The organism is Acinetobacter sp. P1332 (genome assembly GCF_044057475.1).
GTDB classification, from domain to species: domain Bacteria; phylum Pseudomonadota; class Gammaproteobacteria; order Pseudomonadales; family Moraxellaceae; genus Acinetobacter; species Acinetobacter johnsonii.
Window position 1 is genome coordinate 3,143,708 of the sequence record NZ_CP171157.1, and the last position, 22,586, is coordinate 3,166,293.

General features: G+C 42.0%; 26 protein-coding genes. 11 read left to right on the forward strand and 15 right to left on the reverse strand.

Annotated features, from left to right (window positions below):
- Nucleotides 1–7 precede the first annotated feature (7 nt).
- Complete coding sequence (locus ACFN7Z_RS15495; protein ID WP_395442184.1) at nucleotides 8–1,387, forward strand: ATP-dependent nuclease; 1,380 nt, start codon at nucleotides 8–10, stop codon at nucleotides 1,385–1,387.
- On the opposite strand, the gene ACFN7Z_RS15500 is transcribed toward ACFN7Z_RS15495, so the two are convergent.
- Complete coding sequence (locus ACFN7Z_RS15500) at nucleotides 1,314–2,282, reverse strand: IS30 family transposase (protein WP_005804963.1); 969 nt, start codon at nucleotides 2,280–2,282, stop codon at nucleotides 1,314–1,316. The genes ACFN7Z_RS15495 and ACFN7Z_RS15500 overlap by 74 nt on opposite strands.
- An 84-nt stretch (nucleotides 2,283–2,366) precedes the next feature.
- On the opposite strand from ACFN7Z_RS15500, the gene ACFN7Z_RS15505 reads away from it, so the two are divergent.
- The 4 genes from ACFN7Z_RS15505 (at nucleotide 2,367) to ACFN7Z_RS15520 (ending at nucleotide 4,908) form a co-directional block, all read left to right on the forward strand.
- The gene (locus ACFN7Z_RS15505) at nucleotides 2,367–2,876 is read left to right on the forward strand and encodes a hypothetical protein (protein WP_395442186.1); all 510 of its coding nucleotides are present in this window, start codon (nucleotides 2,367–2,369) and stop codon (nucleotides 2,874–2,876) included.
- Between the two features lie 89 nt (nucleotides 2,877–2,965).
- Nucleotides 2,966–3,355 (forward strand): hypothetical protein, encoded by a 390-nt coding sequence (locus ACFN7Z_RS15510; RefSeq protein WP_004978867.1) that lies wholly within the window; start codon nucleotides 2,966–2,968, stop codon nucleotides 3,353–3,355.
- A gap of 300 nt (nucleotides 3,356–3,655) precedes the next feature.
- A complete protein-coding gene (locus ACFN7Z_RS15515; protein WP_010325814.1) occupies nucleotides 3,656–4,177 on the forward strand; it encodes a hypothetical protein in 522 nt (173 codons plus the stop codon).
- A 167-nt stretch (nucleotides 4,178–4,344) separates the two neighbouring features.
- Nucleotides 4,345–4,908 (forward strand): hypothetical protein, encoded by a 564-nt coding sequence (locus ACFN7Z_RS15520; RefSeq protein WP_010325813.1) that lies wholly within the window; start codon nucleotides 4,345–4,347, stop codon nucleotides 4,906–4,908.
- A gap of 50 nt (nucleotides 4,909–4,958) precedes the next feature.
- Here ACFN7Z_RS15520 and ACFN7Z_RS15525 read toward each other — a convergent pair whose 3' ends face one another.
- The 3 genes from ACFN7Z_RS15525 to ACFN7Z_RS15535 form a co-directional block, all read right to left on the reverse strand.
- On the reverse strand, nucleotides 4,959–5,915 hold the full coding sequence (locus tag ACFN7Z_RS15525) for a 2-hydroxyacid dehydrogenase (protein ID WP_010325812.1): 957 nt from the start codon (nucleotides 5,913–5,915) through the stop codon (nucleotides 4,959–4,961).
- A 124-nt stretch (nucleotides 5,916–6,039) separates the two neighbouring features.
- Nucleotides 6,040–6,234 carry a hypothetical protein gene (locus ACFN7Z_RS15530; protein ID WP_004692607.1) on the reverse strand — a complete coding sequence of 65 codons (195 nt, stop codon included), beginning with the start codon at nucleotides 6,232–6,234 and terminating at the stop codon, nucleotides 6,040–6,042.
- 120 nt (nucleotides 6,235–6,354) lie between these two features.
- The gene (locus tag ACFN7Z_RS15535; RefSeq protein ID WP_029574932.1) at nucleotides 6,355–7,641 is read right to left on the reverse strand and encodes a hypothetical protein; all 1,287 of its coding nucleotides are present in this window, start codon (nucleotides 7,639–7,641) and stop codon (nucleotides 6,355–6,357) included.
- Between the two features lie 122 nt (nucleotides 7,642–7,763).
- On the opposite strand from ACFN7Z_RS15535, the gene ACFN7Z_RS15540 reads away from it, so the two are divergent.
- Entirely contained in the window at nucleotides 7,764–8,543 is a 780-nt protein-coding gene (locus ACFN7Z_RS15540; protein ID WP_010325810.1) for a class I SAM-dependent methyltransferase, read from the forward strand.
- Nucleotides 8,544–8,555: 12 nt separating this feature from the next.
- Nucleotides 8,556–9,116, forward strand: a complete 561-nt coding sequence (locus tag ACFN7Z_RS15545) for a hypothetical protein (RefSeq protein ID WP_010325809.1) — start codon at nucleotides 8,556–8,558, stop codon at nucleotides 9,114–9,116.
- Between the two features lie 58 nt (nucleotides 9,117–9,174).
- On the opposite strand, the gene ACFN7Z_RS15550 is transcribed toward ACFN7Z_RS15545, so the two are convergent.
- From ACFN7Z_RS15550 to ACFN7Z_RS15560, 3 genes are read right to left on the reverse strand one after another with little or no spacing between them, the layout of a single operon-like run.
- A complete protein-coding gene (locus ACFN7Z_RS15550) occupies nucleotides 9,175–9,585 on the reverse strand; it encodes a GFA family protein (RefSeq protein WP_010325808.1) in 411 nt (136 codons plus the stop codon).
- A gap of 58 nt (nucleotides 9,586–9,643) precedes the next feature.
- A complete protein-coding gene (locus ACFN7Z_RS15555; protein ID WP_010325807.1) occupies nucleotides 9,644–10,855 on the reverse strand; it encodes a TIGR03862 family flavoprotein in 1,212 nt (403 codons plus the stop codon).
- A gap of 3 nt (nucleotides 10,856–10,858) precedes the next feature.
- Entirely contained in the window at nucleotides 10,859–11,518 is a 660-nt protein-coding gene (locus ACFN7Z_RS15560) for an SAM-dependent methyltransferase (protein ID WP_171056730.1), read from the reverse strand.
- Between the two features lie 85 nt (nucleotides 11,519–11,603).
- Between ACFN7Z_RS15560 and ACFN7Z_RS15565 the strand changes: the two genes are divergently transcribed.
- Nucleotides 11,604–11,777 (forward strand): DNA gyrase inhibitor YacG, encoded by a 174-nt coding sequence (locus tag ACFN7Z_RS15565; protein WP_004692619.1) that lies wholly within the window; start codon nucleotides 11,604–11,606, stop codon nucleotides 11,775–11,777.
- Between the two features lie 394 nt (nucleotides 11,778–12,171).
- Here ACFN7Z_RS15565 and ACFN7Z_RS15570 read toward each other — a convergent pair whose 3' ends face one another.
- The 5 genes from ACFN7Z_RS15570 to ACFN7Z_RS15590 form a co-directional block, all read right to left on the reverse strand.
- Entirely contained in the window at nucleotides 12,172–12,816 is a 645-nt protein-coding gene (locus ACFN7Z_RS15570; protein WP_004978841.1) for an MBL fold metallo-hydrolase, read from the reverse strand.
- 12 nt (nucleotides 12,817–12,828) lie between these two features.
- Complete coding sequence (hemH, locus tag ACFN7Z_RS15575) at nucleotides 12,829–13,851, reverse strand: ferrochelatase (protein WP_010325804.1); 1,023 nt, start codon at nucleotides 13,849–13,851, stop codon at nucleotides 12,829–12,831.
- 69 nt (nucleotides 13,852–13,920) lie between these two features.
- On the reverse strand, nucleotides 13,921–14,946 hold the full coding sequence (locus ACFN7Z_RS15580) for a DUF4062 domain-containing protein (protein WP_004692624.1): 1,026 nt from the start codon (nucleotides 14,944–14,946) through the stop codon (nucleotides 13,921–13,923).
- Nucleotides 14,947–15,077: 131 nt separating this feature from the next.
- Nucleotides 15,078–15,947 carry a glutamate racemase gene (murI, locus tag ACFN7Z_RS15585; protein ID WP_010325803.1) on the reverse strand — a complete coding sequence of 290 codons (870 nt, stop codon included), beginning with the start codon at nucleotides 15,945–15,947 and terminating at the stop codon, nucleotides 15,078–15,080.
- 47 nt (nucleotides 15,948–15,994) lie between these two features.
- Nucleotides 15,995–16,606, reverse strand: coding sequence for a DUF1285 domain-containing protein (locus ACFN7Z_RS15590; RefSeq protein ID WP_010325802.1), 612 nt, complete (start codon nucleotides 16,604–16,606; stop codon nucleotides 15,995–15,997).
- Nucleotides 16,607–16,797: 191 nt separating this feature from the next.
- On the opposite strand from ACFN7Z_RS15590, the gene ACFN7Z_RS15595 reads away from it, so the two are divergent.
- Nucleotides 16,798–18,510 (forward strand): electron transfer flavoprotein-ubiquinone oxidoreductase, encoded by a 1,713-nt coding sequence (locus ACFN7Z_RS15595; RefSeq protein WP_010325801.1) that lies wholly within the window; start codon nucleotides 16,798–16,800, stop codon nucleotides 18,508–18,510.
- A 152-nt stretch (nucleotides 18,511–18,662) separates the two neighbouring features.
- Here ACFN7Z_RS15595 and ACFN7Z_RS15600 read toward each other — a convergent pair whose 3' ends face one another.
- Nucleotides 18,663–19,190 carry a hypothetical protein gene (locus tag ACFN7Z_RS15600; protein WP_029574929.1) on the reverse strand — a complete coding sequence of 176 codons (528 nt, stop codon included), beginning with the start codon at nucleotides 19,188–19,190 and terminating at the stop codon, nucleotides 18,663–18,665.
- Nucleotides 19,191–19,262: 72 nt separating this feature from the next.
- Entirely contained in the window at nucleotides 19,263–19,520 is a 258-nt protein-coding gene (gene tusA / locus ACFN7Z_RS15605) for a sulfurtransferase TusA (RefSeq protein WP_004692640.1), read from the reverse strand.
- 212 nt (nucleotides 19,521–19,732) lie between these two features.
- Between tusA and ACFN7Z_RS15610 the strand changes: the two genes are divergently transcribed.
- Together ACFN7Z_RS15610 and lnt are read left to right on the forward strand one after the other, a co-directional pair.
- Entirely contained in the window at nucleotides 19,733–20,572 is an 840-nt protein-coding gene (locus tag ACFN7Z_RS15610) for an HlyC/CorC family transporter (protein ID WP_004978829.1), read from the forward strand.
- On the forward strand, nucleotides 20,569–22,128 hold the full coding sequence (gene lnt, locus ACFN7Z_RS15615) for an apolipoprotein N-acyltransferase (protein ID WP_010325799.1): 1,560 nt from the start codon (nucleotides 20,569–20,571) through the stop codon (nucleotides 22,126–22,128). Before ACFN7Z_RS15610 ends, lnt begins: the two co-directional genes overlap by 4 nt.
- Before the next feature lie 66 nt (nucleotides 22,129–22,194).
- Here the strand turns inward: lnt and ACFN7Z_RS15620 are convergent, their stop codons facing one another.
- Nucleotides 22,195–22,533: a tRNA-binding protein gene (locus tag ACFN7Z_RS15620; protein WP_004978826.1), complete on the reverse strand. Its 339-nt coding sequence runs from the start codon at nucleotides 22,531–22,533 to the stop codon at nucleotides 22,195–22,197.
- Between the last annotated feature and the right edge of the window lie 53 nt (nucleotides 22,534–22,586).

The following is a 22,586-nucleotide window of genomic DNA, read 5'->3' on the forward strand; positions in this document are numbered from 1 at the left end:
AGATTTTATGCAATTTATAAAACAAATAGATATTCGTAAATTTAGATCAATTAATGGTTTAACAAAAATAAAGACTATAGACCTTAATATTTTTGTAGGAAAAAATGATCAAGGAAAATCTAATGTTTTAAGAGCATTAAACCTCTTTTTTAATAATGAAACAGATTCAAATACTAAATTCAGATATGAAGATAATTATTGTTTTCAAGCAAATACTGGACGCGGAACAAGGCATGAAATAAGAATCGATCTTTTAATTTCACCACCTAAAGGTCGTTTTAAAAATAGTACAGATATAAGATGGATAAAAAAATGGAAACCCGATGGTCTAGTCGTTGAGGAACGTATTCGTTGTGATAATGAACAATTATTAACACCAAAAGACAGCTTATATCAATGGTTAGATAAATTACGATTTAGATATGTCCCAGCAGTTAAATCAGAACATTATTTTATTAAACTAATGGAAGAACTTCATGATGTTTTAAACTTACGTTTTGAGAATGAAATTAAAACTAAAGGAAGTCAATTTATTTTTGGTCTAAGACAAATTACTGAAAATATTTCCAATGATTTAGATACAGCAATAGGCATAAAAAACACATTACAAGTTCCATCTGATTTTAAACAACTATTTGCGCGGTTAGATTTTGGAGTTGAAAAAGATGCGAATGTATACCGTCTATCTCAGCGCGGGGATGGAGTAAAAATAAGACATATTCCTATTATTCTTCACCACATGGCTCAGGAAGAAAAAAAATTATCAAAACGTGGATATGTAAGTCCTGATACAATTTGGGGATTCGAAGAACCTGAAAACAATTTAGAATTAAGACATTGTTTTGAACTAGCAAAAGAGTTTCTGACTTACTCGAGGGATTTACAAATCTTTCTTACAACTCATTCGCCAGCTTTTTATTCACTTAATGACAAATCAAAAGTTCATACTTTTCAAGTTCAGAAAAATGATAATGATGAAACGTCAATAAAACCAATCGAAGATATTGAAAGTGTAAATGAAGAAATGGGACTATTACCTCTAATTTCACCTTACATAGCAAAAATCTATGAACGTGAACAAGAAATTGAAGCTATGAAATTACAGCTTAGCCTCCTTACAGATAATATTAAATTTTTAGTTTTAACAGAGGATGAAAGGCATGAATATTTATCAAGCTATTTAAAAATTCACGGCTTAGAAGAGGATGAATTAGAAATTGTGTCATATGGTAGTAGTAGTCAATTCAATTCAGCTGCCTTTAAATTAGCTGAATATATACTAAAGAAAAAACCTCATCTTAAAGTAGGCGAATTCAAACATGAGGTGCGACAGTTTCAAAAGCCATATGATAATCAACAAGCTGAGCAAATTTCTCTAATGGTGTAAGCCAATCTAACGCCTTTCTAGGACGAGTATTCAGTGACATGGCAACTTGATTTAAATAATGCTGATCTGCCTGATTTAAATCAATCCCTTTAGGTAAATATTGCCTAATTAAACCATTCATATTTTCGCATGTGCCTTTTTGCCAAGGTGAATGTGGGTCACAGAAATATACATCTATGCCTAAATCTTCTTCGAGTATTTTATGTTCTGACATCTCGCGTCCACGGTCATAGGTCAACGTTTTACGCAGTTCTGCAGGTAAATATTTCAGAGCTTCAGTTAAAGCCTTGCGCACTGATTCTGCCTTTGCATCAGGTAATGTTGCCAAGATACAGAGCCGTGTATTTCGTTCAATAAGTGTTGCTATCGAACTTTTATTGTCTTTACCTTTAATTAAATCAGCTTCCCAATGACCCGGTATTTTTCTTTCTTGAACTTCGGCTGGGCGCTCATGAATAGTTTTAATATCCTGTAATATAGAATCTTTTTTAGGTTCACCGTTAGCTTTTCGCTTTTTATTTTCATGACGCAGACAGGATAATAAGTCTTTTTTCAACTCACCCTTGGGTAATGCTCGTATCGTTGAATAAATCGTTGTATGGCTTACATTCATTGTTTGATCCAAATCAGGAAATGTCTTTAAACGCTTTGCTATTTGCTGAGGAGACCATAAACAACGGATCGCTTCAACAATAAATTTCCAGAGGATTGAATCGATTTTGAGTTTTCTGTGACCACGTCTACGTCTAGCGAAGGTGTTATCAGAAGCATATCGAGCTTGATAAACGTCATTGATGCTATTTCTTTTAAGCTCACGATAGATCGTACTAGGATGTCTTTTAATGAGTTCAGCAAATTTTCTGGCTGAAAAGCCTTCTTTTCTTGACTCAAGCATTAATGCAGTACGATCTTCAAAGTTAAGATGATGGTATGACAATTTTATATACTCCATAAACCCTTTAAATTAATTAGGTGGTTTATGTCGCACTTCAAGTTTTACTCTGCCGTAATAATGCATAGAGATCGAGATTATCTTAATAATAAAGAAATTGAAGATATTTTAAAAAAAGTTGAAGGAAAAGGATATTTCCCCCTCATACCTCAGGGAGTAGACATCGAAAGTATATTTGTTTCGTCAAACCATATCCACCATTTATATCCTTCACTCTCGATTGAACAAATCGATCAAATTATTCATAAATGTATAGATGAATCTGAGCAAGACTCTATTGATAGATTGACGGATCATTATTTCAAAAATAATGGAAAACCAGCAAATGGAGCTTATTCCAGAAAGTTTCAAGAACTTATTGTTCAATATAATTCTGACAAATCCAGATATTTTTACGGTAAAAAAACGTTCGGGTTGTTAAAATCTGAACTTCAGAAGGTGCTTAAAAGTAATACTAATTTACTAAGAGAAAGCCCCTTTATTGAAAATGCTGGTCTAGTCGAATTTATTTGTAAACAAAATCCAATTGCAGCTTAATTGAATTAAATGAGTCAATAGAAATTTCTAGGCAAGCTAAATTCAATTCCCTATACTCAACCTAACAACTCGCAACAAGAACGAACCTTATGAAATTAAAAACTGTACTTTTCGCTACTTTTGCTGCCCTTTCTATTACAGCATGTACATCTCAACCAACAATTCCACAGTTGACAGCGGGTGTATTACAAGAAGTCCAAGACATTGAAGTCTATCCGGACACAACTAATAACAAAGCAAAACTGACCAAATTTGAAGACAAATGCGTCATCGAATTTACCGGCAACCTCAAAGCAGGCAAAGTCGTAGAACAGTGGGCGTTCCGTGACTACACCCTCATCACAGGTGGCTCAGCAACCTTTGCACTCGATGGTACAAGCACAGCAACCAAATTTGAATTACACGATGCAGAAGTACAGAAAAACTTCCTCGCACTACGTAATCACTTTGCAAAAGAAGCCTTAGCGCAATGTAACTAAGCAAATCGTCATCACTGGTACAACATCAGTGATGACTTCTCTCCCAAACACCTTCTGTTTCATATCTTTTATTTCAACACCAGTCTTCATACTTGTTACATTTAAAACAACGACCACTCATAAACTTACATAATTTTAATGAATTAACTGAACGACACAATTTTCAGCCCATTGTTCATGCGCTGTTGCCGCATTGTGCGACTTTCATATCAAACGCTATTTTTGAGCTCATTTCTGTCTATGATGACTGCTGTTCTGAACTCCTCATCGGGTTCTGTCATAAGAGGTAGAAAATCAAAGATGAAAGTTTTAACAAAGACACTCACCGCTTCGGCTTTAACCACTGCACTTTTAGCTTCCACTTCCCTATTTGCAAATACCACAGCCAATACATCGGCCAATGTTCAAGTTCAAACCTCGCAGCCAAGCATATTGCAAAACTTAAAACATGATGTCAAACATGCCGCGCATTCGACAGGTGAAACGGTTGAGCATGGTGTCGACAAAACCAAAGCATTCAGCAAAGAAAAATGGCAAGACACCAAAGAATTTTCAGCTGAAAAATCTGCTGTCGTAAAAGATAAGGCAGGTGACGTTAAAGACTCTGTTGAGCATAACACCAAAAAAAGTGGTCACTATATAGCGGATAAAGCGAAACAAGGCCAACAAGCGACCAAACAAAAATGGCAGGAAACTAAGCAGGCTGTCAGTGGTCAACCTAAACGTGCTGACGTAAATGGGCAGGCTCAAGTGGAACTAGATACACCTGTTGCTAAAGCTAAAGTCGGTTCATCGACCGATGCCGCTGTTGGCGCGAAGTAAAAGTTAAACTCCTCCAGAGTTGAAAGAGTCCACATGCTGGGCTCTTTTTTTAGCTATATACGTTTGCACACGACGCTTGTTTACAACCAAGCACATGAAATTCACACAAAGAGGCTTTATGCTAAAACGCTGATTTATGCACGATAGCCCAAGAGGTACACTGCTTTATGAACATGATGAAAACAACACTCTTCTGCGCTCTTTTAATGACAACAGCAGGTGTATGGGCACAAACAGAAACCACCACTCAGCAAGCGCAAAAACCAATTACACCTTATGGTAAAAACCCCAACATCTTTCATGTCTGGGCTTATAAAACTCAAGAAGGTGTGATTAACACGGCGGAAAAAGTCGGGACTGCAACAGAAAAAGGCATCCAAAAAATTCGCCCTTCTGCACACCAAGCCTTGGACAGTGCAAAAACCATCACCAACAACACCGCAGAACAAGCCAAAGAAACAGGACAGCAAGTCACCCAAAATGTGAATAAAAAGCTGCATGAAACCAAGCAAGTGATTACTGGTCAAACAGATCAACCCGCCCCCATTTACCAAGGCAGCTTGAGTCAACCGTCATCAGCACCCGTAGATGCTCCTGCGGTTCAAACACCGTCAGCCTCATCTGCACAGCCTGTCGCCCCCCAAACAGTAAATGAACCCACAATTACCCAAGCACCATCTTCCTTTACACCTGCTCAAGCAGAAGAAGAAATTAAAGTGACTAAGCTTTAATAGCAAAAAAGCCCATCATCTGACGGGCTTTTTCGTTGTCATTATTTGCTTTAATTCACCCGACGGATTGGCTGCCCTGCTTGAAAAGCTTGAGCATTTTCCACTAACTGCTGCACCATGCGTTGACGTGCATCGACACTGCCCCACGCACTGTGTGGTGTAATGATTAAATTCGGCAGACGAGCCTCCAATAAAACATTACCCTCTTTAGGTGGCTCAACGGTCAATACATCAGTTGCAGCACCCGCAATTTCACCCTGTTTTAACGCATCTGCCAAAGCGGCTTCATTCACAATTCCGCCACGTGCACAATTAATTAAAAAGGCACTTTTTTTCATTTTTTTGAAAGCTTCGGCATCAATCAGGTCGCGAGTATCATCGGTTAATGGACAATGCAGACTGACAAAATCTGATTGCGCCAGCAAGTCATTAAAGCCTACTCGTGTTGAGTCAGCATGTGGACGGTTTGGCAAATTACCCACCAAAACCCGCATGCCAAATGCTTCAGCGAGTTTAGCCACAGCCTGCCCCAATTCGCCATAACCTAAAATGCCCAAGGTCTTACCCGAAAGTTCAATAATTGGGTAGTCCAATAGACAAAACTGCGTGGCTTTATTCCATTCGCCCTGCTGCACCGCGCGGTCGTATTGCAAGCAGGAGGTTGCAAGGTTGAGCATCAACATCAAAGTGTGCTGTGCCACCGCTGCCGTGCCATAGCCCTGACAATTACACACCACAACACCTTGTGCTTTGGCTTGCTGCAGATCAATGTTATTGGTGCCTGTAGCAGAGATTAAAATCAACTTTAACTGGGGGCATTGTTTTAAGGTATTAGCATCCAGCAGCACTTTGTTGCTAATAATCACATCTGCGTCTTGCACGCGCGCAACAAGCGTCTCAGCATCGGTACTTGGGTAAAGGATTAGCTCATCAAAAACAGCATGCAGTGCTTGAAAGTCCAAATCATTTTTATCTAAGGATGCACAATCTAAAAATACGGCTTTCATTGCTCACGTCCAGTTGTTCTGCATAATGATAGAACGCTTATTTAAACTAACTCAGCCCCATTTTTCAACGTAAACACTGTCTTGACCACCTAAAAATAGCCGCCACATACAGAAAAAAAGCCCGCTATTTAACGGGCTTATTGCGATGAATACGAATAGAAATACTGATTTGTTTAATCACATAAAACGTCAGGATCAGCAGGAGAATGAGACCACCACCGAATGTCAGATAAGCTGGGTCTAAACTTTGTGCCAGTACGCTTTGTGATGTTGAAATAAACAGTAATGTTATAAATACAGCCGACCAATGTCTTTGCATTGCTTCCACCCTATTTGATCTTTATCCGTATTGTTTAAAAGATAAACAATACTTTCATATTAAACCAAATAGGACGGAAAACAAGCGCTTGGCCTTAGACCAAAGCCCTATATGAATAAATCACATGAACACATCTGACTCAGCATCGCTTGGCACCAAAAACTGCGCCGTTTCAGGAATATCTTCGACTAAATCAAAGCCACCATATTCATCACAGCTAAAGTTAAACTGCTTATAGCTAATCAAATAATAATCACTGTATTTTTTCATTAACAATGGATGCATTCCAGCACTCAATTCGGCTTGTTCATGCACCAACTTCATAATCTGACGGTCATTCATTACCACGGTATAGCGCATGTCATTATAGTAAATGTGGACCAGTCCATTACCCTTGGCAAAAATCGGCAACAGAAACTTATGATTCAGTGCAATGGCATCTGGTGCATAGCTTTCAATCTTTTGACTGATCATATTGAATACTAAACCATGTCCAAAACTATCCATTAACTGACAGCTATTTTCTTGCGGCAAGTTGACTTGAATACCCAGTTTCAGCAGATCTGTCTGGCTCACTTGTCGATTGCTGAGTAACTCGCGGATAATGCTTTGTTTTAGCTTGGCATCAAAAAATTGACTATCTAGCTCAAGCTCATTATTTTTCAGAATTCGTCCCAAAGAAAAACGATGGCGTGGCAACAAGTTTTCAATCACTTTACGGTAGTAAAACTTGCTGTTCTTTTTCACTTCACGAATTTTTTTATAAAAATACGGTGCATCAAACTCATGACGTAGAAAGTCATGTAGCAAATCTGAACTGGCCAGAACGGCAATCGCATCGTGCCCTGTAAAAGGTAAGTTCAGGGTATTCAGATTCGGCACGACCGTTTGTAATTTTTCATAATGCGCACGGTCTTCAGGGCAGTAAGGGTCATAAATAACAATGTATTCACACTCTGCCGAGACATCTTTCGGCTGAACCTGCATGTCATGGTTCAGCTCAGGCTGATAGAACATGTTATAGCGGTTATCCGTCACCTGTTCTGGGTCAATCGAATACTGCGGCACCAAAGCCACTACGCGCTTAAAACCAAGCAGTTTAGAATATTTAATCGCAGCATAGCCGCCCATTGACCCCGCATAGGCAATGCGGGTTTGAAAGGGGGCAATCCAAGCGCGAATTGCCTCTAACATCGCCAACATCGAAGACTCTGGAAACCATGACTTCTGTTTCGGCATAATGCCAACCACATTGAAGCCAAACTTGGCTAGCGACTTTTCTGCATTGATCGACGTTCCCTTGGCACGGGTAATCAGGTCGCCAAAAGAGAAAATAAGTTCGTCCGATGAACCCTGTAAAAAAATGACACGAATCTGTTCGTCTTCAAAAATAATTTGTTTCGCCATGTCCATGCTGAGAGATTTCATTCCTATAAAGTGAGGTCATGTTCGTTCCATACAGCATAAGCGATTTCATCGAACCAAATGTGTTATTTTATAGATGCAGAGCAGATAAAAAAGCGCAAAATATGACACAATTACTCCATCCTGCAGCACAACACGGGTTTAGCGCAGCTGCTGAACTTTATCAACAAGTGCGTCCAAGTTATCCACAAGAGATCCATGCGTGGCTCACCGAGCAACTGCATTTAAACGCAAATTCACGTGTGATTGATCTTGCCTCGGGTACAGGAAAGTTTCTGCCTTATCTGATTCCGCATAGTGGACAGCTCACTGCCATCGAACCTGTCACCGAAATGTTGGCTCAACTCAAACTAGCCTACCCACTGGTGGAAACTTTACAAGCCTTTAGTGACCATATGCCCCTGCCATCGCAAAGTATCGATGCGGTTTTATCTGCGCAGGCCTTCCACTGGTTTGCCAATCTGGACAGTTTAAAGGAAATTCACCGTGTCCTAAAACCGCAAGGGCATTTGGGCTTGGTCTGGAATCAACGCGACACTCAAGTCGACTGGGTCAATGCTCTGGCAGAACGGCTCGCTCCTTTAGAAGAAGATACCCCGCGTTATCATAGTGGGCTATGGAAAAAAGTCTTTGAACATCAACACTTATTTCAGCTCAAAAGCCTGCATCAATTTGCCCAGCAGCAAACAGGTACAGTAGAACAAGTGGTCTCAAAACGTCTCCTTTCGACCAGCTTTATTGCCGCAATGCCACTCGAACAACAGCAGGATTTAAAACATCAGTTTGAACAAATTGTGTTGCAGTACACGGGTAAACAGCCACAAGACGAAATCAGTTTTCCTTACATCACCTATGCCTATCACTTTCAAAAAATAGCAGAATAATAGGACACCAATATGAACCCACATACTCTTTCATTGAAACAGGTTCTACTGCCGCTTCTTTTAGGTAGCAGCTTAATCCTGACAGGCTGTAACAAAGCCAATGAACGTGCTGAGCAAGACACGCTTTCAAGTGATGATAAAGTTCTGCAAGAACTTAGCTCAGAACCCGTCAAAAGTTTTGCTAAAACAGCCAATGATCCACACGATATTGCGCTCTTGGTCGACTATGACCAGCGCTTTAGCAGCATGAGTGATGAAATGGAAGATGAACTCATGAAGATGCGTGAGTCAGGCACGCTCACGGATGAATTTGCAAAAACACGTCAACAAGACAATATTCAGTCTGCACTGAATATGCTGAAAGCACTGGATTTAAAAACAGAACAAGGGCGCTACATTCAAACTCTGATGTACCAATATTGGGATAACCAAGCCAAAATCATCCAAAATAAAACCGCAGCACCACATGACAACGTGAAAGGCCTCGGTGAGCTCATTCATGCCCAAGAGCAGCTTGAACACTGGCAGTCGCAGTATCCTAAAGCTCAAGATACGATGTCGACAGGCTACTAACTCAATCTCGGACAAAGAAAAGGGATCCGATGATCCCTTTCACTTAAATCTATTCTAATTATGGGCGTTCAGCATATTGTGGTAATGCATCACAAATGTTGTCCCACTCGGCTTGAGATGCCACAAAAATATGCTGCGTCGGCTTTTGCTGTAACGGGGTATCTAAAGTGCCGATCCGCAAACGGTAAAACTCAGGTGTTTCAGCTTTAATGCTGATAATCGGTGAACCACAGTTGCCACAGAAACAGCGCTCTGTGCCTGCACTCGATGCATATTTTTTTACGACGTCCTGACCAGAGGTCAGTTTGAAATCCGCCTTAGCAATCGGTGCATTGGTTGCATATGCCGTTCCATTGGCCTTGCGACATTTTTGACAATGGCATTGAATAATATCGCCAATCGGCCCATCAATTTGATAAGTCACTGCACCGCATAGGCAGCTGCCCATATACTGCTGAAGATCCGACATGATGATGCTCCTTGAATTTTTTATTCAAATTAGCACAGCTGATTTTCAGTTGCATCGCTTATGGCGAATTTTTTGCCACATTCAAATACTGCATCACACCCTCACCCGCGGCGCGTCCGGTTGCAAAACATGCAGTGAGTAAGTAGCCCCCTGTGGGTGCATCCCAGTCCAACATTTCCCCACATAAAAAAACGGCGGGATTGGATTTTAATTGTAGCTGCGAGCTTAGGCCTTCACGGCGCACACCGCCAGCACAACTAATGGCTTCTTCAATCGGACGAAAACCAGTTAAAGGAATCTGTAATTGCTTCACCTGCTGCGCCAATTGTTCAGGGTGATTCCAGTGATCTTTTGCAACCAACTCTCGCGCTAAACTTGCCTTGGCTGCATCTAAACCTGCTTTACGCCAAATATTACTTAAAGACTGTTTTTTTGTGGGTTTCAGACGCACAGCCAATTCTTGAACCGTGACATCAGGCAGTAAATCAAGCGTTAACACTAAAGGTTGGAGCTGTTTTTGCTGTGCACGTAGCGCTCGACCTTGCTTATAGACCAAACCACTTTCTAGGCCATAATGGGTGATGACGATATCGCCCATACTTTTTTCCGCATCGCCCACCCATGCCGCGATACGTTTCAGTGGCTGCCCAAAGACAGGTTGCATATAGGTAGACCATTCATGTTCTACCCCAGCATTGCTGGCTTGAAAAGGCTCAATTTCATCGGCCTCCAACCAGTTTTGCCATGCGCCATCACTACCGAGCTGAGACCATGACACTGCTCCGCAAGCCAAGACAATCGCATCATAGCTCTGGCTATGCGCTTGATCACTAAGCAAAGACTTGATTTCAAGCTTATGCTCTTTGAGGCTGAGGCATTGATGACGATAGTAAAACTTGACGCCTGACTCAACCAAGCGTTTCAACCATGCACGTAATAAAGGCGCGGCTTTCATTTCAATCGGGAAAATACGCCCAGACGTTCCGACATAGGACTCAATGCCTAAACCTTTCATCCATGCTTGAATCCATGTTGCATCCCACTTACGAATCCAAGGTGCCAACCATTCTGCTTGATCATAACGACCTATAAACTGCTCCACAGGTTCGGCATGAGAGATATTTAGTCCTGTTTTACCCGCCATCAGGAACTTACGAGCAGCAGATGGTTTTTGCTCAAACACATCGACCTGAACATCATATTGACTCAACACTTCTGCTGCCATCAAACCGGCTGGGCCCGCCCCAATAATTGCAATACGCTTTGCCATGATTTATTCAGCTTGATCCGAAGCTTGCGCCTGCGGGTTCTGACCTTGCAAGGCCTGAAACGCGTCAAAGCGCGTGCGATAACCTTCAGGTTTGGTGATGATCAACTGTTGGCAGAGCTCACCACGTTCTAAATATTTAATTTCAAAATGCGTGCGCGCTGAGCTATCCGCAATACGCTCTTTTACAAATGGTAACTTCCACACCTCAATCAACTGTTGCTGTGCTTCTTCGATATATTCAGGAATATTGCTGGCTAACGTAATTTGTCCGCCCACTTGTAAACGTGAAATCAGAAACTCAAAAAACGGCATATTCAACCAGCGCTGTGCAGGATTATGCGGTTCAGGGTTGGGATAAAGAATAAAAAACTGTTCAACCTGCTGCGGCTGCAAGGCATGTACCACCCACGGTAAAGCATCGGCATGTACCAGCTGTAAATTCTGCTGACCTTCTAAGCTATGTTGTTTCTGCATCGCCACAAACTTTTCACGGGTACGTTCAACCGCAATCAGCTTTTTCTCAGGATGATTGGCCGTAAACAATAAAGCATGTTTACCCTTGCCCGCCCCAATTTCCACACACAGTGGATCAGGACTGATCATTTGAAAATCACGAGGCGCATGCATACGCTGGGCTTGAAATTGACGAATCGGCATAATCAGATCAAACTAAGAAAAAACCGCATCAGTCTAACAACTGCCAACGTTTTTGCCTATTTCAATCCGAAAATTTTATCTGGAGTCGATCATGCCACACACTTTCCCTTGTCCCCGTTGTGGAGAAATGAGTCAATGGGAAGACAACGCCTTTCGTCCTTTTTGTTCTGAACGCTGCAAACTGATCGACTTAGGTGCATGGGCCAATGATGAATATCGCCTCCCAACGCAAGATGCACCACAGGCAGAAAATTCAGAAGAATAATATGTTTAATTTCATTATATTTTTCATATTTTAAGAGAAATTGTTCATTATTTAATGTCTTAATATTCGCTTAAAAAGATCATTCGTCGACTATACTCCCCCAAATTGGTACATGCTCACCGCATGATCAAGTCACAAAAATAACATCCTAAAGGGTGATAAGATGAACATCCTGAGTAAGACTATTGTTTTAATTGGCGTTTTACTCGCGATCTGTCTATTCAGTTTTGGCATCTATATGCAAGATCTGTTGATCCTCTCGGTTGGACTATTAGTGGTCTTATTCTCCATGGTATTGGCTCTAGAAACCCAACACATTTTGCATAATCCATTTCGCAAATAAAAAAGTCAGCAGCTGCTGACTTTTTTATTTTTCAATGAGACCACAAAGCGCTTAGCCTGCTTTCCCTGCCACAAAGGGATTATGTTGTTTTTCAAAACCAATCGTACTGATTGGCCCATGTCCTGAAATAAACTGCGTCTCATCAGGTAAGCTAAAGCATTCACGCTGAATAGAGTCAATCAACTGCTGATGATTACCACGTGGAAAGTCGGTACGACCAATGGAGCCTTTAAACAACACATCGCCGGTCCACAGCAGACCATAGTTTTTGTTATAAAACATCACATGACCCGGGGTATGTCCAGGAGCAAAACGTACTTCAAACGCTTCATTGCCCAGTTTAAGGACTTCACCGCCTTCAAGCCATGTCGTGACATCTACCTTTTCAGGAATAGGAAAACCATAACGCTGCGAGACTTCTTGGATCATATCCAACCAAAAGGCATCTTCTTTATGCGGGCCAATCACAGGGACATCCCACAGTTTTTTTAATGCCCCGACTGCTCCAGCATGATCTAAATGCCCGTGGGTCAACCACAGCGCTTTTACTGTCAAACCCAACGCTTCTATTTCTGCTTTAAGCTTCTCAGGCTCTCCACCTGCATCAATTAAAATTGCTTCTTTACTGTCACTGTCCCAAACAATAGAACAGTTCTGTTGAAATGCCGTGACAGGCACAATTTTAACTTGCAACATAGAGTGTCAACCTCAATTCGTTTTGCTGGCTAATGTCTGTTTTAAGGCATCAAGATTAGCCTGAACCAGAGTATTGAGCAATTGTAAATGATCTCCGCGGCTGTTCAAGGCTGGAATATATTGATACCGCTCTCCACCTTGAGACAAAAACAATTCAGCATTCTGAATCGCCAGTTCCTCTAAAGTTTCTAAGCAATCCGCTGAAAACGCCGGACTCATAATTTGCACCGATTTCACACCCTGCGCCGCCCATTCGGCCAGTAAGACATCGGTATACGGTTTCACCCACTCTTGTTTCCCAAAACGGGACTGGAAACTGATGGCCCATTCATTCTCCGCTAGGCCCAATTCGGCCGCCACTAACTGCCCAGTGATACGGCAACGGTCGGCATAGGGATCACCTTTATCGGCATAAGGCTGTGGAATACCATGGAAAGACATTAACAGCTTTTCAGTCACCCCATGTTCAGCACGGAAATCACGCACACTTTGCGCTAAAGCCTGAATGTATAAAGGGTGCTGATAATAATCGCGAATAATGCTCAGCCCTGGCAAATTGCGCTGCTTTGGAATCCACTTCGCGAAAGCATCATATAAAGGCGCGCTAGATGTTGCAGAATACTGCGGAAACAAAGGAAAAAGCACAATATGATCTTGCGGGTTTTGACTCAGCTCAGTAAGTAAAGACTGAATACCTGGATTGCCATAGGTCATTGCAGGGACGATATTCAGCTCAAACTCAGGGTATTGCAAAATCAACTGTTGTTGTAACGCAGCCACTTGAGTCAGTAAAATCTCTCGCATTGGCGAGTCATTACCCCACACCATCTCATAAGCATGGGCAACGCGTTTCGGGCGAAACGGCAAAATAAATAAACGGAGAATAATTTGCCAAAGCGGTTTGGGAATTTCAATCACCCGCTGGTCTGACAAAAACTGATCCAAAAAGCGACGCACTGCTGAAGCTGTCGGTGCATCAGGCGTTCCCAAATTTGCCAAAATAACAGTAACTTTTGCTTTTGTTGCAGTAGACATTCAACCCTCGTGGCTCGTTTTCGAATGTCTCTACTGTAACAGTTTTCAGTTCATTATCTAAATGGATAACTACGAAGATTGAAATTGAAAAGGCCGATCCTTTTCCAATAAATTACTCTCCAAAAGTTTCATCGCCTTCGGGGTCAACTGCCAGAGCATGCGCTGACGATCATCTCGACCCGACTGAACAATCCAATCATTTTGACGCATTTGCATTTTGATACTGTGCAAAGCACGAATATTAATTTGTGAGCGCGCAACAGCATGGGCACGAGGCATTTCTAAGCGTGCATCATTTAAACCAGTTTCGTTTAAATATTCATTAATGCGTTTGGAGAAATACTCTTCAGGAGTTGGGTGAATAAAGGTTGTCCCCAAAACCGAGAGTAATTGCGCCCAAGTCATCTGCTTTTGAATTTTCAGCTCTTTAAAATTGCCATCTTGATAGGCATGCATCCGATAATCAAATGCAAAAAATTCATGCATAGCCACTTTGGGTAAAGACAAAAATGGATCGACTTCACGTTTACCCGCTTCAGTTTCCAATTGCACCAATTTGGCTTTGAGTTTATCAATTTCGTCATGCAACACTTGGGTGTTCTGCGGACGTACCCAACCCGATACAGGATAGCGCTCTAGCATTTGCGTCATATTCAAGCGAACGGCCATTTCCAAGTCACGCATGGTGCGATAAGTGAAAACCTGATCGACTTCGTTTTGGAGTAGTTTTCTAAACTCTTTGAATTTTTCACGCAGCTCAGCTTTGTCGTCATGTAAACATAACTCACGGGCATCAGGATCATCATGCATAAATACAATAATCGGCTTTTGTTTGGTGACCGCATAAATGTATTCAAGGTGCATATATCCCACCCCTGACACGGACTGTTCGCCATATTTGCTGCCCAGCAACAATATGACATAGTCACAGTCATCGATCTGACGACGTGCAAAAGCCGTTGAAAGTGGTGTCCGTTGTTCTAATCCCCAAGAAAAAAATCCCATGCCCACTAAAGTTTGGGCCAAAATGATCCGCTCTGGTTGCATCTCGCTTCCAGAAGTGGTTATAAACACTTGATAACGCTTATCGAGCATCGGTTATCCTCATTATTCTTCGCAGCATCCCATCCCCCAAATTCCATTAGATAGACACTGCGACTAACTCAAGCATATTAGGTTGCAATTTTTGACTATATATCAAAATACTCGACTTATTTGTTTAAAAATTAATCAGATATGTTTGAAATAGTCCAATTTAGTTCTGGTTCAAGCAAAAGTTGTAAGATAGGTCTCAAACTTTCTGCATTATTTCCACTGACATAACATTCAATTCGAACATCACCATCATGATTTTGTTCAAATAATAACTCATTTTTGATTAAAATACGGGCTGTTTGTCGTGCAACTGCCAGTCCAGAGTCAATTAATGTCAGTTTCTGACCAAAAATAGATTGTATCGCTATTTTCAAAAAAGGGTAATGGGTACAGCCTAAAACTAAGTAATCTGCACCCTGATCAACAACCGGTTGTAAAATATCTTTTAACGTGGCTAAACATGCCGCACTCATCTGCGCGCCGCTCTCAACAAAAGGCACTAAATCTAAGCAGGTCACTGGAATCACCGTGACTCCCGAAGGCTGTGCAAACTTCTCAACCACATCTTTAATCAGCTGCCCGCGAAAGGTCGCAGGGGTCGCTAGAACAGCCACAGTCTTGGATTTGCTTTGCAATACCGCAGGTTTTAGGGCAGGAACAAGGCCGATAATCGGGAAGTTGTCGCCATAGTGCTCGCGTAAATAATCCAAACTAAAGGCTGAAGCGGTATTACAGGCCACAACTGCAACTTTACAGCCTTTGCGGTAAAGCCACTCAATCGCTTGCGCAGTCAATTCTCGAATATTTTGATCATCGCGCGGCCCATAAGGCACATGTGCGGTATCGGCAAAATAGATAAATCGTTCATGCGGTAAATGCTTGGCAATTTCTTGAGCGATGGATAAACCGCCTATTCCCGAATCAAATATCCCGATTGGCGCATTGGTTGTCGCTTTTGGCATGGGGTTGATCAGAGGAAATAAGGGCTGAATGGCACTCATGAGAACTCGTTGCAGTATAAAGTTAAAAGATCAATCAAGCTTAAACCTCAGGTGCCTAATTGCAATAGCAAATCACCACTTTGTAAGCACAGTTTGACCTGACCCTCCGCATCGTCGCTTAGCTCACCCATTTCCACCAAATGAAAAAAAGCCGCACGTTGAATCAGTGCATTGATGCCAAAGCGGACATGCACATAAGGGCGTAGCTCCCCTTGGAAGGCACGCATAAAAATGGGATGGTCTTCATCAACAATCACCACATCATGCGTGGTCGTGGTCAGCTGTAGGTAGATTTTTCCTGCAATTTCGACTTGATCGACCTGATTGACAAATAAAGGCTCATCTTCAACCTTGATTTCAATCTGCTCGACCGGAGTTTTGAGATAAAACTTATCTGCTTCTTTCCAAAGTACCGTTGCAAACAACTCAATCATGGCTGGACGTTTGATCAATTGACCTTCGTGCCACCATTCTCCATTGGTTAAAACCTTCAAATCCATTGCGCCACAATGCTTTGGGTGCCATTGATCTAAAGGGGGGATTGACCTTTTGTGACCGGACTGTCCATCTTTTATGTATTGTGCAATATCGGTTAAGTTTTTATTATCAGCAATAGCTACTTTTTTCGTCGGATTTGCTGAGTTGTGCTGCTTATCCATAAAATTCATGCCTGTCTGACGGAAAAATAATATGATTCAGCCAATTGGCTAGAACTCGGTTTAAACCTATACTAGCTCACAATATAAAAGACACGATGATAAATTTTGTGTCTGGGAACTAAGAACACTCATGGCAGCACCGTTCTTTGAGTCAAAACGGTTGCCACCTTTAACCATATGAGGAGTCCTACATGGAACACATCGAACGTGAATCGATGGAGTTTGACGTAGTCATCGTTGGCGCAGGCCCTGCTGGCCTTTCTGCTGCGATTAAAATTCGTCAACTTGCAATTGAAAACAACCTTAATGATCTGTCCGTTTGTGTCGTAGAAAAAGGCTCTGAAGTTGGTGCGCATATCCTTTCAGGTGCTGTGCTCGAACCGCGTGCGATCAATGAGTTGTTCCCAAATTGGAAAGAAGAAGGCGCGCCTTTAAATGTTCCAGTAACTGAAGATAAAACGTATTTCTTAATGTCTGCTGAAAAGTCACAAGAAGCGCCGCACTGGATGGTTCCTAAAACCATGCATAATGATGGCAACTATGTGATTTCACTTGGTAACGTAGTGCGTTGGTTAGGCCAAAAAGCTGAAGAATTAGAAGTTTCTATTTTCCCAGGTTTTGCTGCATCTGAAATTCTTTATCATGCCGATGGTACCGTTAAAGGCATCCAAACTGGTGATATGGGAATTGGTAAAGATGGTGAACCAACGCATAACTTTACCCCAGGCTATGAACTACATGCCAAATATACGATTTTTGCTGAAGGCTGTCGTGGTCATTTAGGTAAGCGCCTGATTGCCAAGTTCGATCTCGATAAAGATGCAGACCCGCAACACTATGGTATCGGTATCAAAGAACTCTGGGAAATTAACCCTGCAAAACACAAACCAGGTTTGGTGATGCACGGTGCAGGTTGGCCTCTAGCTGAAACCGGTTCTTCTGGTGGTTGGTGGTTATATCACGCTGAAAACAACCAAGTTACTTTGGGTATGATCGTAGATTTATCTTACGAAAACCCACACATGTATCCATTTGCAGAAATGCAACGCTGGAAAACGCATCCACTGATTAAACAGTATCTTGAAGGTGGTAAGCGTATTTCTTATGGCGCACGTGCTGTTGTCAAAGGCGGTTTGAACTCTCTGCCGAAGTTCACCTTCCCAGGTGGCTCTTTAATTGGTGATGATGCAGGCTTCCTAAACTTCGCTAAAATTAAAGGCTCACATACGGCCATGAAGTCTGGCATGTTGTGTGGTGAGGCAGTATTCGAAGCGATTCAAGCTGGCGTTGAAAAAGGTGGTGACCTTGCCATTGCACGTGTGCTTGAAGGTGAAGACTTCTTTGCAAAAGAGTTAACCGCTTACACAGACAAGTTCAACAACAGCTGGTTAAAAGAAGAGTTATATCGTTCTCGTAACTTTGGCCCAGCAATGCACAAATTTGGCACGTTCGGTGGTGGTGCATTTAACTTCATCGATCAAAATGTATTTAAGGTCCCGTTTACACTGCATGACTTAGTGCCTGACTTCAGTACACTGAAAACTGTAGATGCAGCAACAGTGAAACCGAACTATCCAAAACCAGATGGTAAGTTGACCTTTGACCGTTTATCTTCAGTATTTGTATCGAATACGGTGCATGAAGAAAATCAGCCAGCACACTTGAAACTGACCGATGCTTCTATTCCTGTAAATGTAAACTTACCTAAATGGGATGAGCCAGCTCAGCGCTACTGCCCTGCTGGTGTTTATGAAATTATGGAAGAGAATGATGGTTCGAAGCGTTTCCAAATTAACGCGGCTAACTGTGTGCACTGTAAAACGTGTGATATTAAAGATCCATCTCAGAACATTACTTGGGTAACTCCTGAGGGTGGTGGTGGTCCGAATTACCCGAATATGTAATTCCTTACGACACGGCAAAGCGGTTGCTTTGCTAACCGTGTCTCATACCCGAACATGTAATGTTAAAACGGGCTTGCGCTGAAGTACATTTCCGAGCAAGTAATCGCTTTTAGATTAAAAAAATCCCTTCAGTATTGAAGGGATTTTTTTAATTAATAGGCATCTGACTCTTTGCTAAAAACCATCACCGTTGGCCCTATCGCAGTATGCCCAACCCCATGATCTTGATAAATTTCAATCCGATAATCGTCACACTGATAGACATATTTATTTTCAGCTTGTTTCCAGCCGTTTTGCGCCACCTGAAAGCGTTTTAATACTCGACTTTTAAAAACATCTAAATCCGTTTCATACGTCGCAAGCGGCCCATCTAGAAAACTTAAACTGTATGAAATAATCATTTTAGAATGCGGATCGTAACGAATATGCTGAACCCAGCTCACACCTGCTTTTTTAATTTGTGTATCCACACCTTGTGCAAATTCAAACTGATAATTATCGCCCCCTAAAATAACCGTTTTTGCGGTGGGATGATGCTGTTGAAATTCACGAATATGCTGTCCAATTTTTAAACCTGCAACATTCATCGTGCCTACAGGAACTTCACAAGATTTTGCCCAAGAAATTGAACAAAATAATGCAAAAATATGAGCCCATAAGAACATATTTATTCTTTTCATTCTGATTTCCTTGGATGAACTTGATTTCTTTTTCTTTACTCAAGTACATTTTAAAAGGCTAAGACAAATGTCCTAACCCTTTTTAACTAAATAATGAAATTCTTTATTGCCATTTTCGTCTAAGCGCTCTTCTTGCAGCAAAAGTTCATGCCCAAGATGCATACAAAATTTAGGAATATCCCATGAAGTTGAATTGTCCGTTGCAAACACCTCCACTACATCTCCCGATTTAGACTTGCGAATGGCTTGATGCAACATCATCACAGGCTCTGGACAGCGTAAACCACGGGTGTTTAATTGGATGCTTGGGCTCACTTCCAAATCAGACATATATAAACTCAAAAATTTAAAAACTTGCCAATTTTAACACAACTGCCCATTTCGCATATCTGTTTGCATAGCTTGATGGCAGATGAACCTCGTATTTAAAAGTATTGATCTAATCATTCATGCAATCACTGCTTAATTACAATAGACAACTGTGTTTTCTACGGTATGATAAAATTAAGTTTTTTAGATATTAAGAGTCTTTAGGAAAGATCATGCACGAGGAATCAGGCCCGTCGTGGGGAATGCGTGGCTTACGCAAATGGTTAGGTACCGCGCCAGAAACTCGCGATGAACTGTTAAAGTTAGTTCAAGATTCACGTCGTTTTTTAGAACCCGACACTGTTGCGATGTTAGAAGGCGTATTAGACCTTCCAGCAACCAAAGTCCGCGAGGTCATGACACCGCGTACATCGATGATCAGCCTACAAGAAGATGATGAGTTACTCGACATTTTGCATACCTTGGTTGAGTCGGCACATTCACGTTTCCCTGTCTTTTCATCAGATCAACCAGACAATGTCGTTGGCATTTTATTGGCCAAAGACTTATTGCCTTTCTTGACTGAACCAAACAATAAAGTGGATATACGTGCGCTGATGCGCCAACCTTTATATGTACCTGAAAGCGCACGCTCAGACCAAGTGCTTCGCATGTTGAAAAACACCCAAACGCACATTGCGGTGGTGATTGATGAATATGGCACGACCTCAGGTTTAGTGACGTTAGAAGATATTTTGGAAGAGATCGTCGGTGAAATTGAAGATGAACACGACAAGATCGATGAAGAAGCGGAATATATTATTCCCGACAATGACCCTACGACCGCAAATACGTGGCTGGTTCAAGCACTTACACCAATCGAACACTTTAACAATCTTTTAGATGCAGACTTTTCTGATGATGAGGTTGAAACTGTGGGCGGTTTATTGCTTCAAGAAATTGGTTTAGTGAGTGATTTACAAGGTCAGGTGATTGATCTTGAAAATTGGGAATTTACCATTGTAGAAGCAGATGCACGTTCTATTCATCTGATTCGAGCCGTTCGTAAATGAGAGCTTACTTTGACAAACTGTTAACCCCCAATCCACAACAAAAACAGTTACCTTTAATTTATCCGCTTCTAATTGCCTTATTTTCAGGGGCTGTCTTTAGTTTTGCACTCGCCCCTTATCATTATTGGTGGTTGGCAATCTTATCCCCTGCACTGCTCTACGCCACTTTACGCAGGCGCAGTGCAAAGCAGGCCTTTGGTATTGGTTGGGCCTATGGTTTTGGCCTATGGTTCGTGGGAGCTTTTTGGCTCTACACTTCCATCCATGTCTATGGCGATACCAACAGTGCCTTAAGTGTGGGCATGATCGGCATTATGGCCTTGGTCATGGGCTTATTCACGGCTGTCCAAAGCTTTATATACCGCCGTTTTTTCCCTGAAACGCCACTGACCTTCGCTCCGCTTTGGGTGCTTTTTGAATGGGCAAAAACCTGGGTTTTCACAGGCTTCCCATGGCTGTTTGCAGGCTATGCCTTTACCGAACGTTTACTGGATGGTTATGCGCCATTATTTGGTATCTTCGGGGTGTCGTTTGTAGTCTTGGTCTTAGCCTGCGCACTGGTCGAAGTTTTAAACCGTCGCGTCTTTTGGGTCATTCCTTCTGCTTTATTGGTCCTTGGTGCATGGGGCGCATCAAAAATTGAATTCGTCTCCGCAAAAAATACCCCGCCATTATCAGTTTCTTTAATTCAGGGCAATATCCCACAAGACTTAAAATGGCTCACTGAGTATCAACTGAAAACACTTGGAATCTATGCTGATTTAACCAAAACAGAATGGGGACGAGACCTCATTGTTTGGCCTGAATCCTCTATTCCGATGTTCCAGAGTGATATCGAACCCTTTTTAGCTGCAATGACGGCACAAGCCAAGAAAACCAACACAGCATGGGTCACCGGTATTCCATACTGGGATATTTCAGGCTCTGAAGCGGCAGGTCGACCACTGTACTACAACAGTATTATGGCCAATGGTGCTGAATCCGAAGGACTCTATAAAAAGCAACGTTTAGTGCCTTTTGGTGAATATATTCCACTATCCGGTTTACTGAAATGGGTGTTGCCTGCCATGCAGAATGATCCGTCGATGAGTGGTTTTTCACGTGGTGAACAACAGCAACAACCGCTTTCTATTCATCAGCAGCATTTAGGCGCGGCCATTTGCTATGAAGTAGCTTATCCAAACTTAACACGTCGTAATGCCAGCCAAAGTGATTTCTTGGTGACAGTTTCCAACGATGCATGGTTTACGGGAACTGCAGGCCCTTTACAACATTTACAGATGGTTCAAATGCGTGCCAAAGAAAATGGACGCTGGTTTATCCGTGCCACCAATACAGGCGTAACTGCGTTTATTGACCATCAAGGGCATATCGTAAAACGTGCCCCACAAGATGTGGCAACCGTGCTTCGCGGCGAACTGCCTGCTATGCAAGGTCAAACGCTATATACCCGTTTAAGTGACTGGCCAATTTTAGGTTTCTCAGTTTTTTTACTGATCTTGGGCTGGATCTATCGTCCACGTAAAGTCGATGTATCGTTTAAGTCTCGTCGATAGTTGCTATTGTTGGATCAGACTGTTCCAAAGAAAAACCCAAGCTGAGCTTGGGTTTTTCTTTTTCAATTATAGTAGCTTGGTACCTACTGGAACATCTGTATCAGGCACACAAAGTACCACGCCTGCGTCTGAATCATGAAAGCCAGTCACTAAGCACTCAGACTGGATGGGACCAATTTGTTTGTTTGGAAAGTTAACCACTGCCACCACCAATTTACCCAATAACAGTTCAGGTTGATAACGCTCAGTAATCTGCGCACTCGATTTCTTAATGCCAATTTCATGGCCAAAGTCGACATGTAAAATATAAGCGGGCTTACGTGCCTGCTCAAAGACTTCGGCCTGAATAATACGCCCGACTCGGAGCTCGACTTTTAAAAAATCCGCCCAATCAATCTGTTCCATATTTCACTCTATATTTATATTTTCTACAGTATAGGGAGCGAACACGAGGATCA

Excerpts from the sequence above, each read along its gene's own strand:
- ACFN7Z_RS15495 (WP_395442184.1), top strand. The coding sequence starts at position 8 with ATGCAATTTATAAAACAAATAGATATTCGTAAATTTAGATCAATTAAT.
- ACFN7Z_RS15500 (WP_005804963.1), bottom strand. The coding sequence starts at position 2,282 with ATGCTTGAGTCAAGAAAAGAAGGCTTTTCAGCCAGAAAATTTGCTGAA.
- ACFN7Z_RS15505 (WP_395442186.1), top strand. The coding sequence starts at position 2,367 with ATGTCGCACTTCAAGTTTTACTCTGCCGTAATAATGCATAGAGATCGA.
- ACFN7Z_RS15510 (WP_004978867.1), top strand. The coding sequence starts at position 2,966 with ATGAAATTAAAAACTGTACTTTTCGCTACTTTTGCTGCCCTTTCTATT.
- ACFN7Z_RS15515 (WP_010325814.1), top strand. The coding sequence starts at position 3,656 with ATGAAAGTTTTAACAAAGACACTCACCGCTTCGGCTTTAACCACTGCA.
- ACFN7Z_RS15520 (WP_010325813.1), top strand. The coding sequence starts at position 4,345 with ATGAACATGATGAAAACAACACTCTTCTGCGCTCTTTTAATGACAACA.
- ACFN7Z_RS15525 (WP_010325812.1), bottom strand. The coding sequence starts at position 5,915 with ATGAAAGCCGTATTTTTAGATTGTGCATCCTTAGATAAAAATGATTTG.
- ACFN7Z_RS15530 (WP_004692607.1), bottom strand. The coding sequence starts at position 6,234 with ATGCAAAGACATTGGTCGGCTGTATTTATAACATTACTGTTTATTTCA.
- ACFN7Z_RS15535 (WP_029574932.1), bottom strand. The coding sequence starts at position 7,641 with ATGGCGAAACAAATTATTTTTGAAGACGAACAGATTCGTGTCATTTTT.
- ACFN7Z_RS15540 (WP_010325810.1), top strand. The coding sequence starts at position 7,764 with ATGACACAATTACTCCATCCTGCAGCACAACACGGGTTTAGCGCAGCT.
- ACFN7Z_RS15545 (WP_010325809.1), top strand. The coding sequence starts at position 8,556 with ATGAACCCACATACTCTTTCATTGAAACAGGTTCTACTGCCGCTTCTT.
- ACFN7Z_RS15550 (WP_010325808.1), bottom strand. The coding sequence starts at position 9,585 with ATGTCGGATCTTCAGCAGTATATGGGCAGCTGCCTATGCGGTGCAGTG.
- ACFN7Z_RS15555 (WP_010325807.1), bottom strand. The coding sequence starts at position 10,855 with ATGGCAAAGCGTATTGCAATTATTGGGGCGGGCCCAGCCGGTTTGATG.
- ACFN7Z_RS15565 (WP_004692619.1), top strand. The coding sequence starts at position 11,604 with ATGCCACACACTTTCCCTTGTCCCCGTTGTGGAGAAATGAGTCAATGG.
- ACFN7Z_RS15570 (WP_004978841.1), bottom strand. The coding sequence starts at position 12,816 with ATGTTGCAAGTTAAAATTGTGCCTGTCACGGCATTTCAACAGAACTGT.
- hemH (WP_010325804.1), bottom strand. The coding sequence starts at position 13,851 with ATGTCTACTGCAACAAAAGCAAAAGTTACTGTTATTTTGGCAAATTTG.
- ACFN7Z_RS15580 (WP_004692624.1), bottom strand. The coding sequence starts at position 14,946 with ATGCTCGATAAGCGTTATCAAGTGTTTATAACCACTTCTGGAAGCGAG.
- murI (WP_010325803.1), bottom strand. The coding sequence starts at position 15,947 with ATGAGTGCCATTCAGCCCTTATTTCCTCTGATCAACCCCATGCCAAAA.
- ACFN7Z_RS15590 (WP_010325802.1), bottom strand. The coding sequence starts at position 16,606 with ATGGATAAGCAGCACAACTCAGCAAATCCGACGAAAAAAGTAGCTATT.
- ACFN7Z_RS15595 (WP_010325801.1), top strand. The coding sequence starts at position 16,798 with ATGGAACACATCGAACGTGAATCGATGGAGTTTGACGTAGTCATCGTT.
- ACFN7Z_RS15600 (WP_029574929.1), bottom strand. The coding sequence starts at position 19,190 with ATGAAAAGAATAAATATGTTCTTATGGGCTCATATTTTTGCATTATTT.
- tusA (WP_004692640.1), bottom strand. The coding sequence starts at position 19,520 with ATGTCTGATTTGGAAGTGAGCCCAAGCATCCAATTAAACACCCGTGGT.
- ACFN7Z_RS15610 (WP_004978829.1), top strand. The coding sequence starts at position 19,733 with ATGCACGAGGAATCAGGCCCGTCGTGGGGAATGCGTGGCTTACGCAAA.
- lnt (WP_010325799.1), top strand. The coding sequence starts at position 20,569 with ATGAGAGCTTACTTTGACAAACTGTTAACCCCCAATCCACAACAAAAA.
- ACFN7Z_RS15620 (WP_004978826.1), bottom strand. The coding sequence starts at position 22,533 with ATGGAACAGATTGATTGGGCGGATTTTTTAAAAGTCGAGCTCCGAGTC.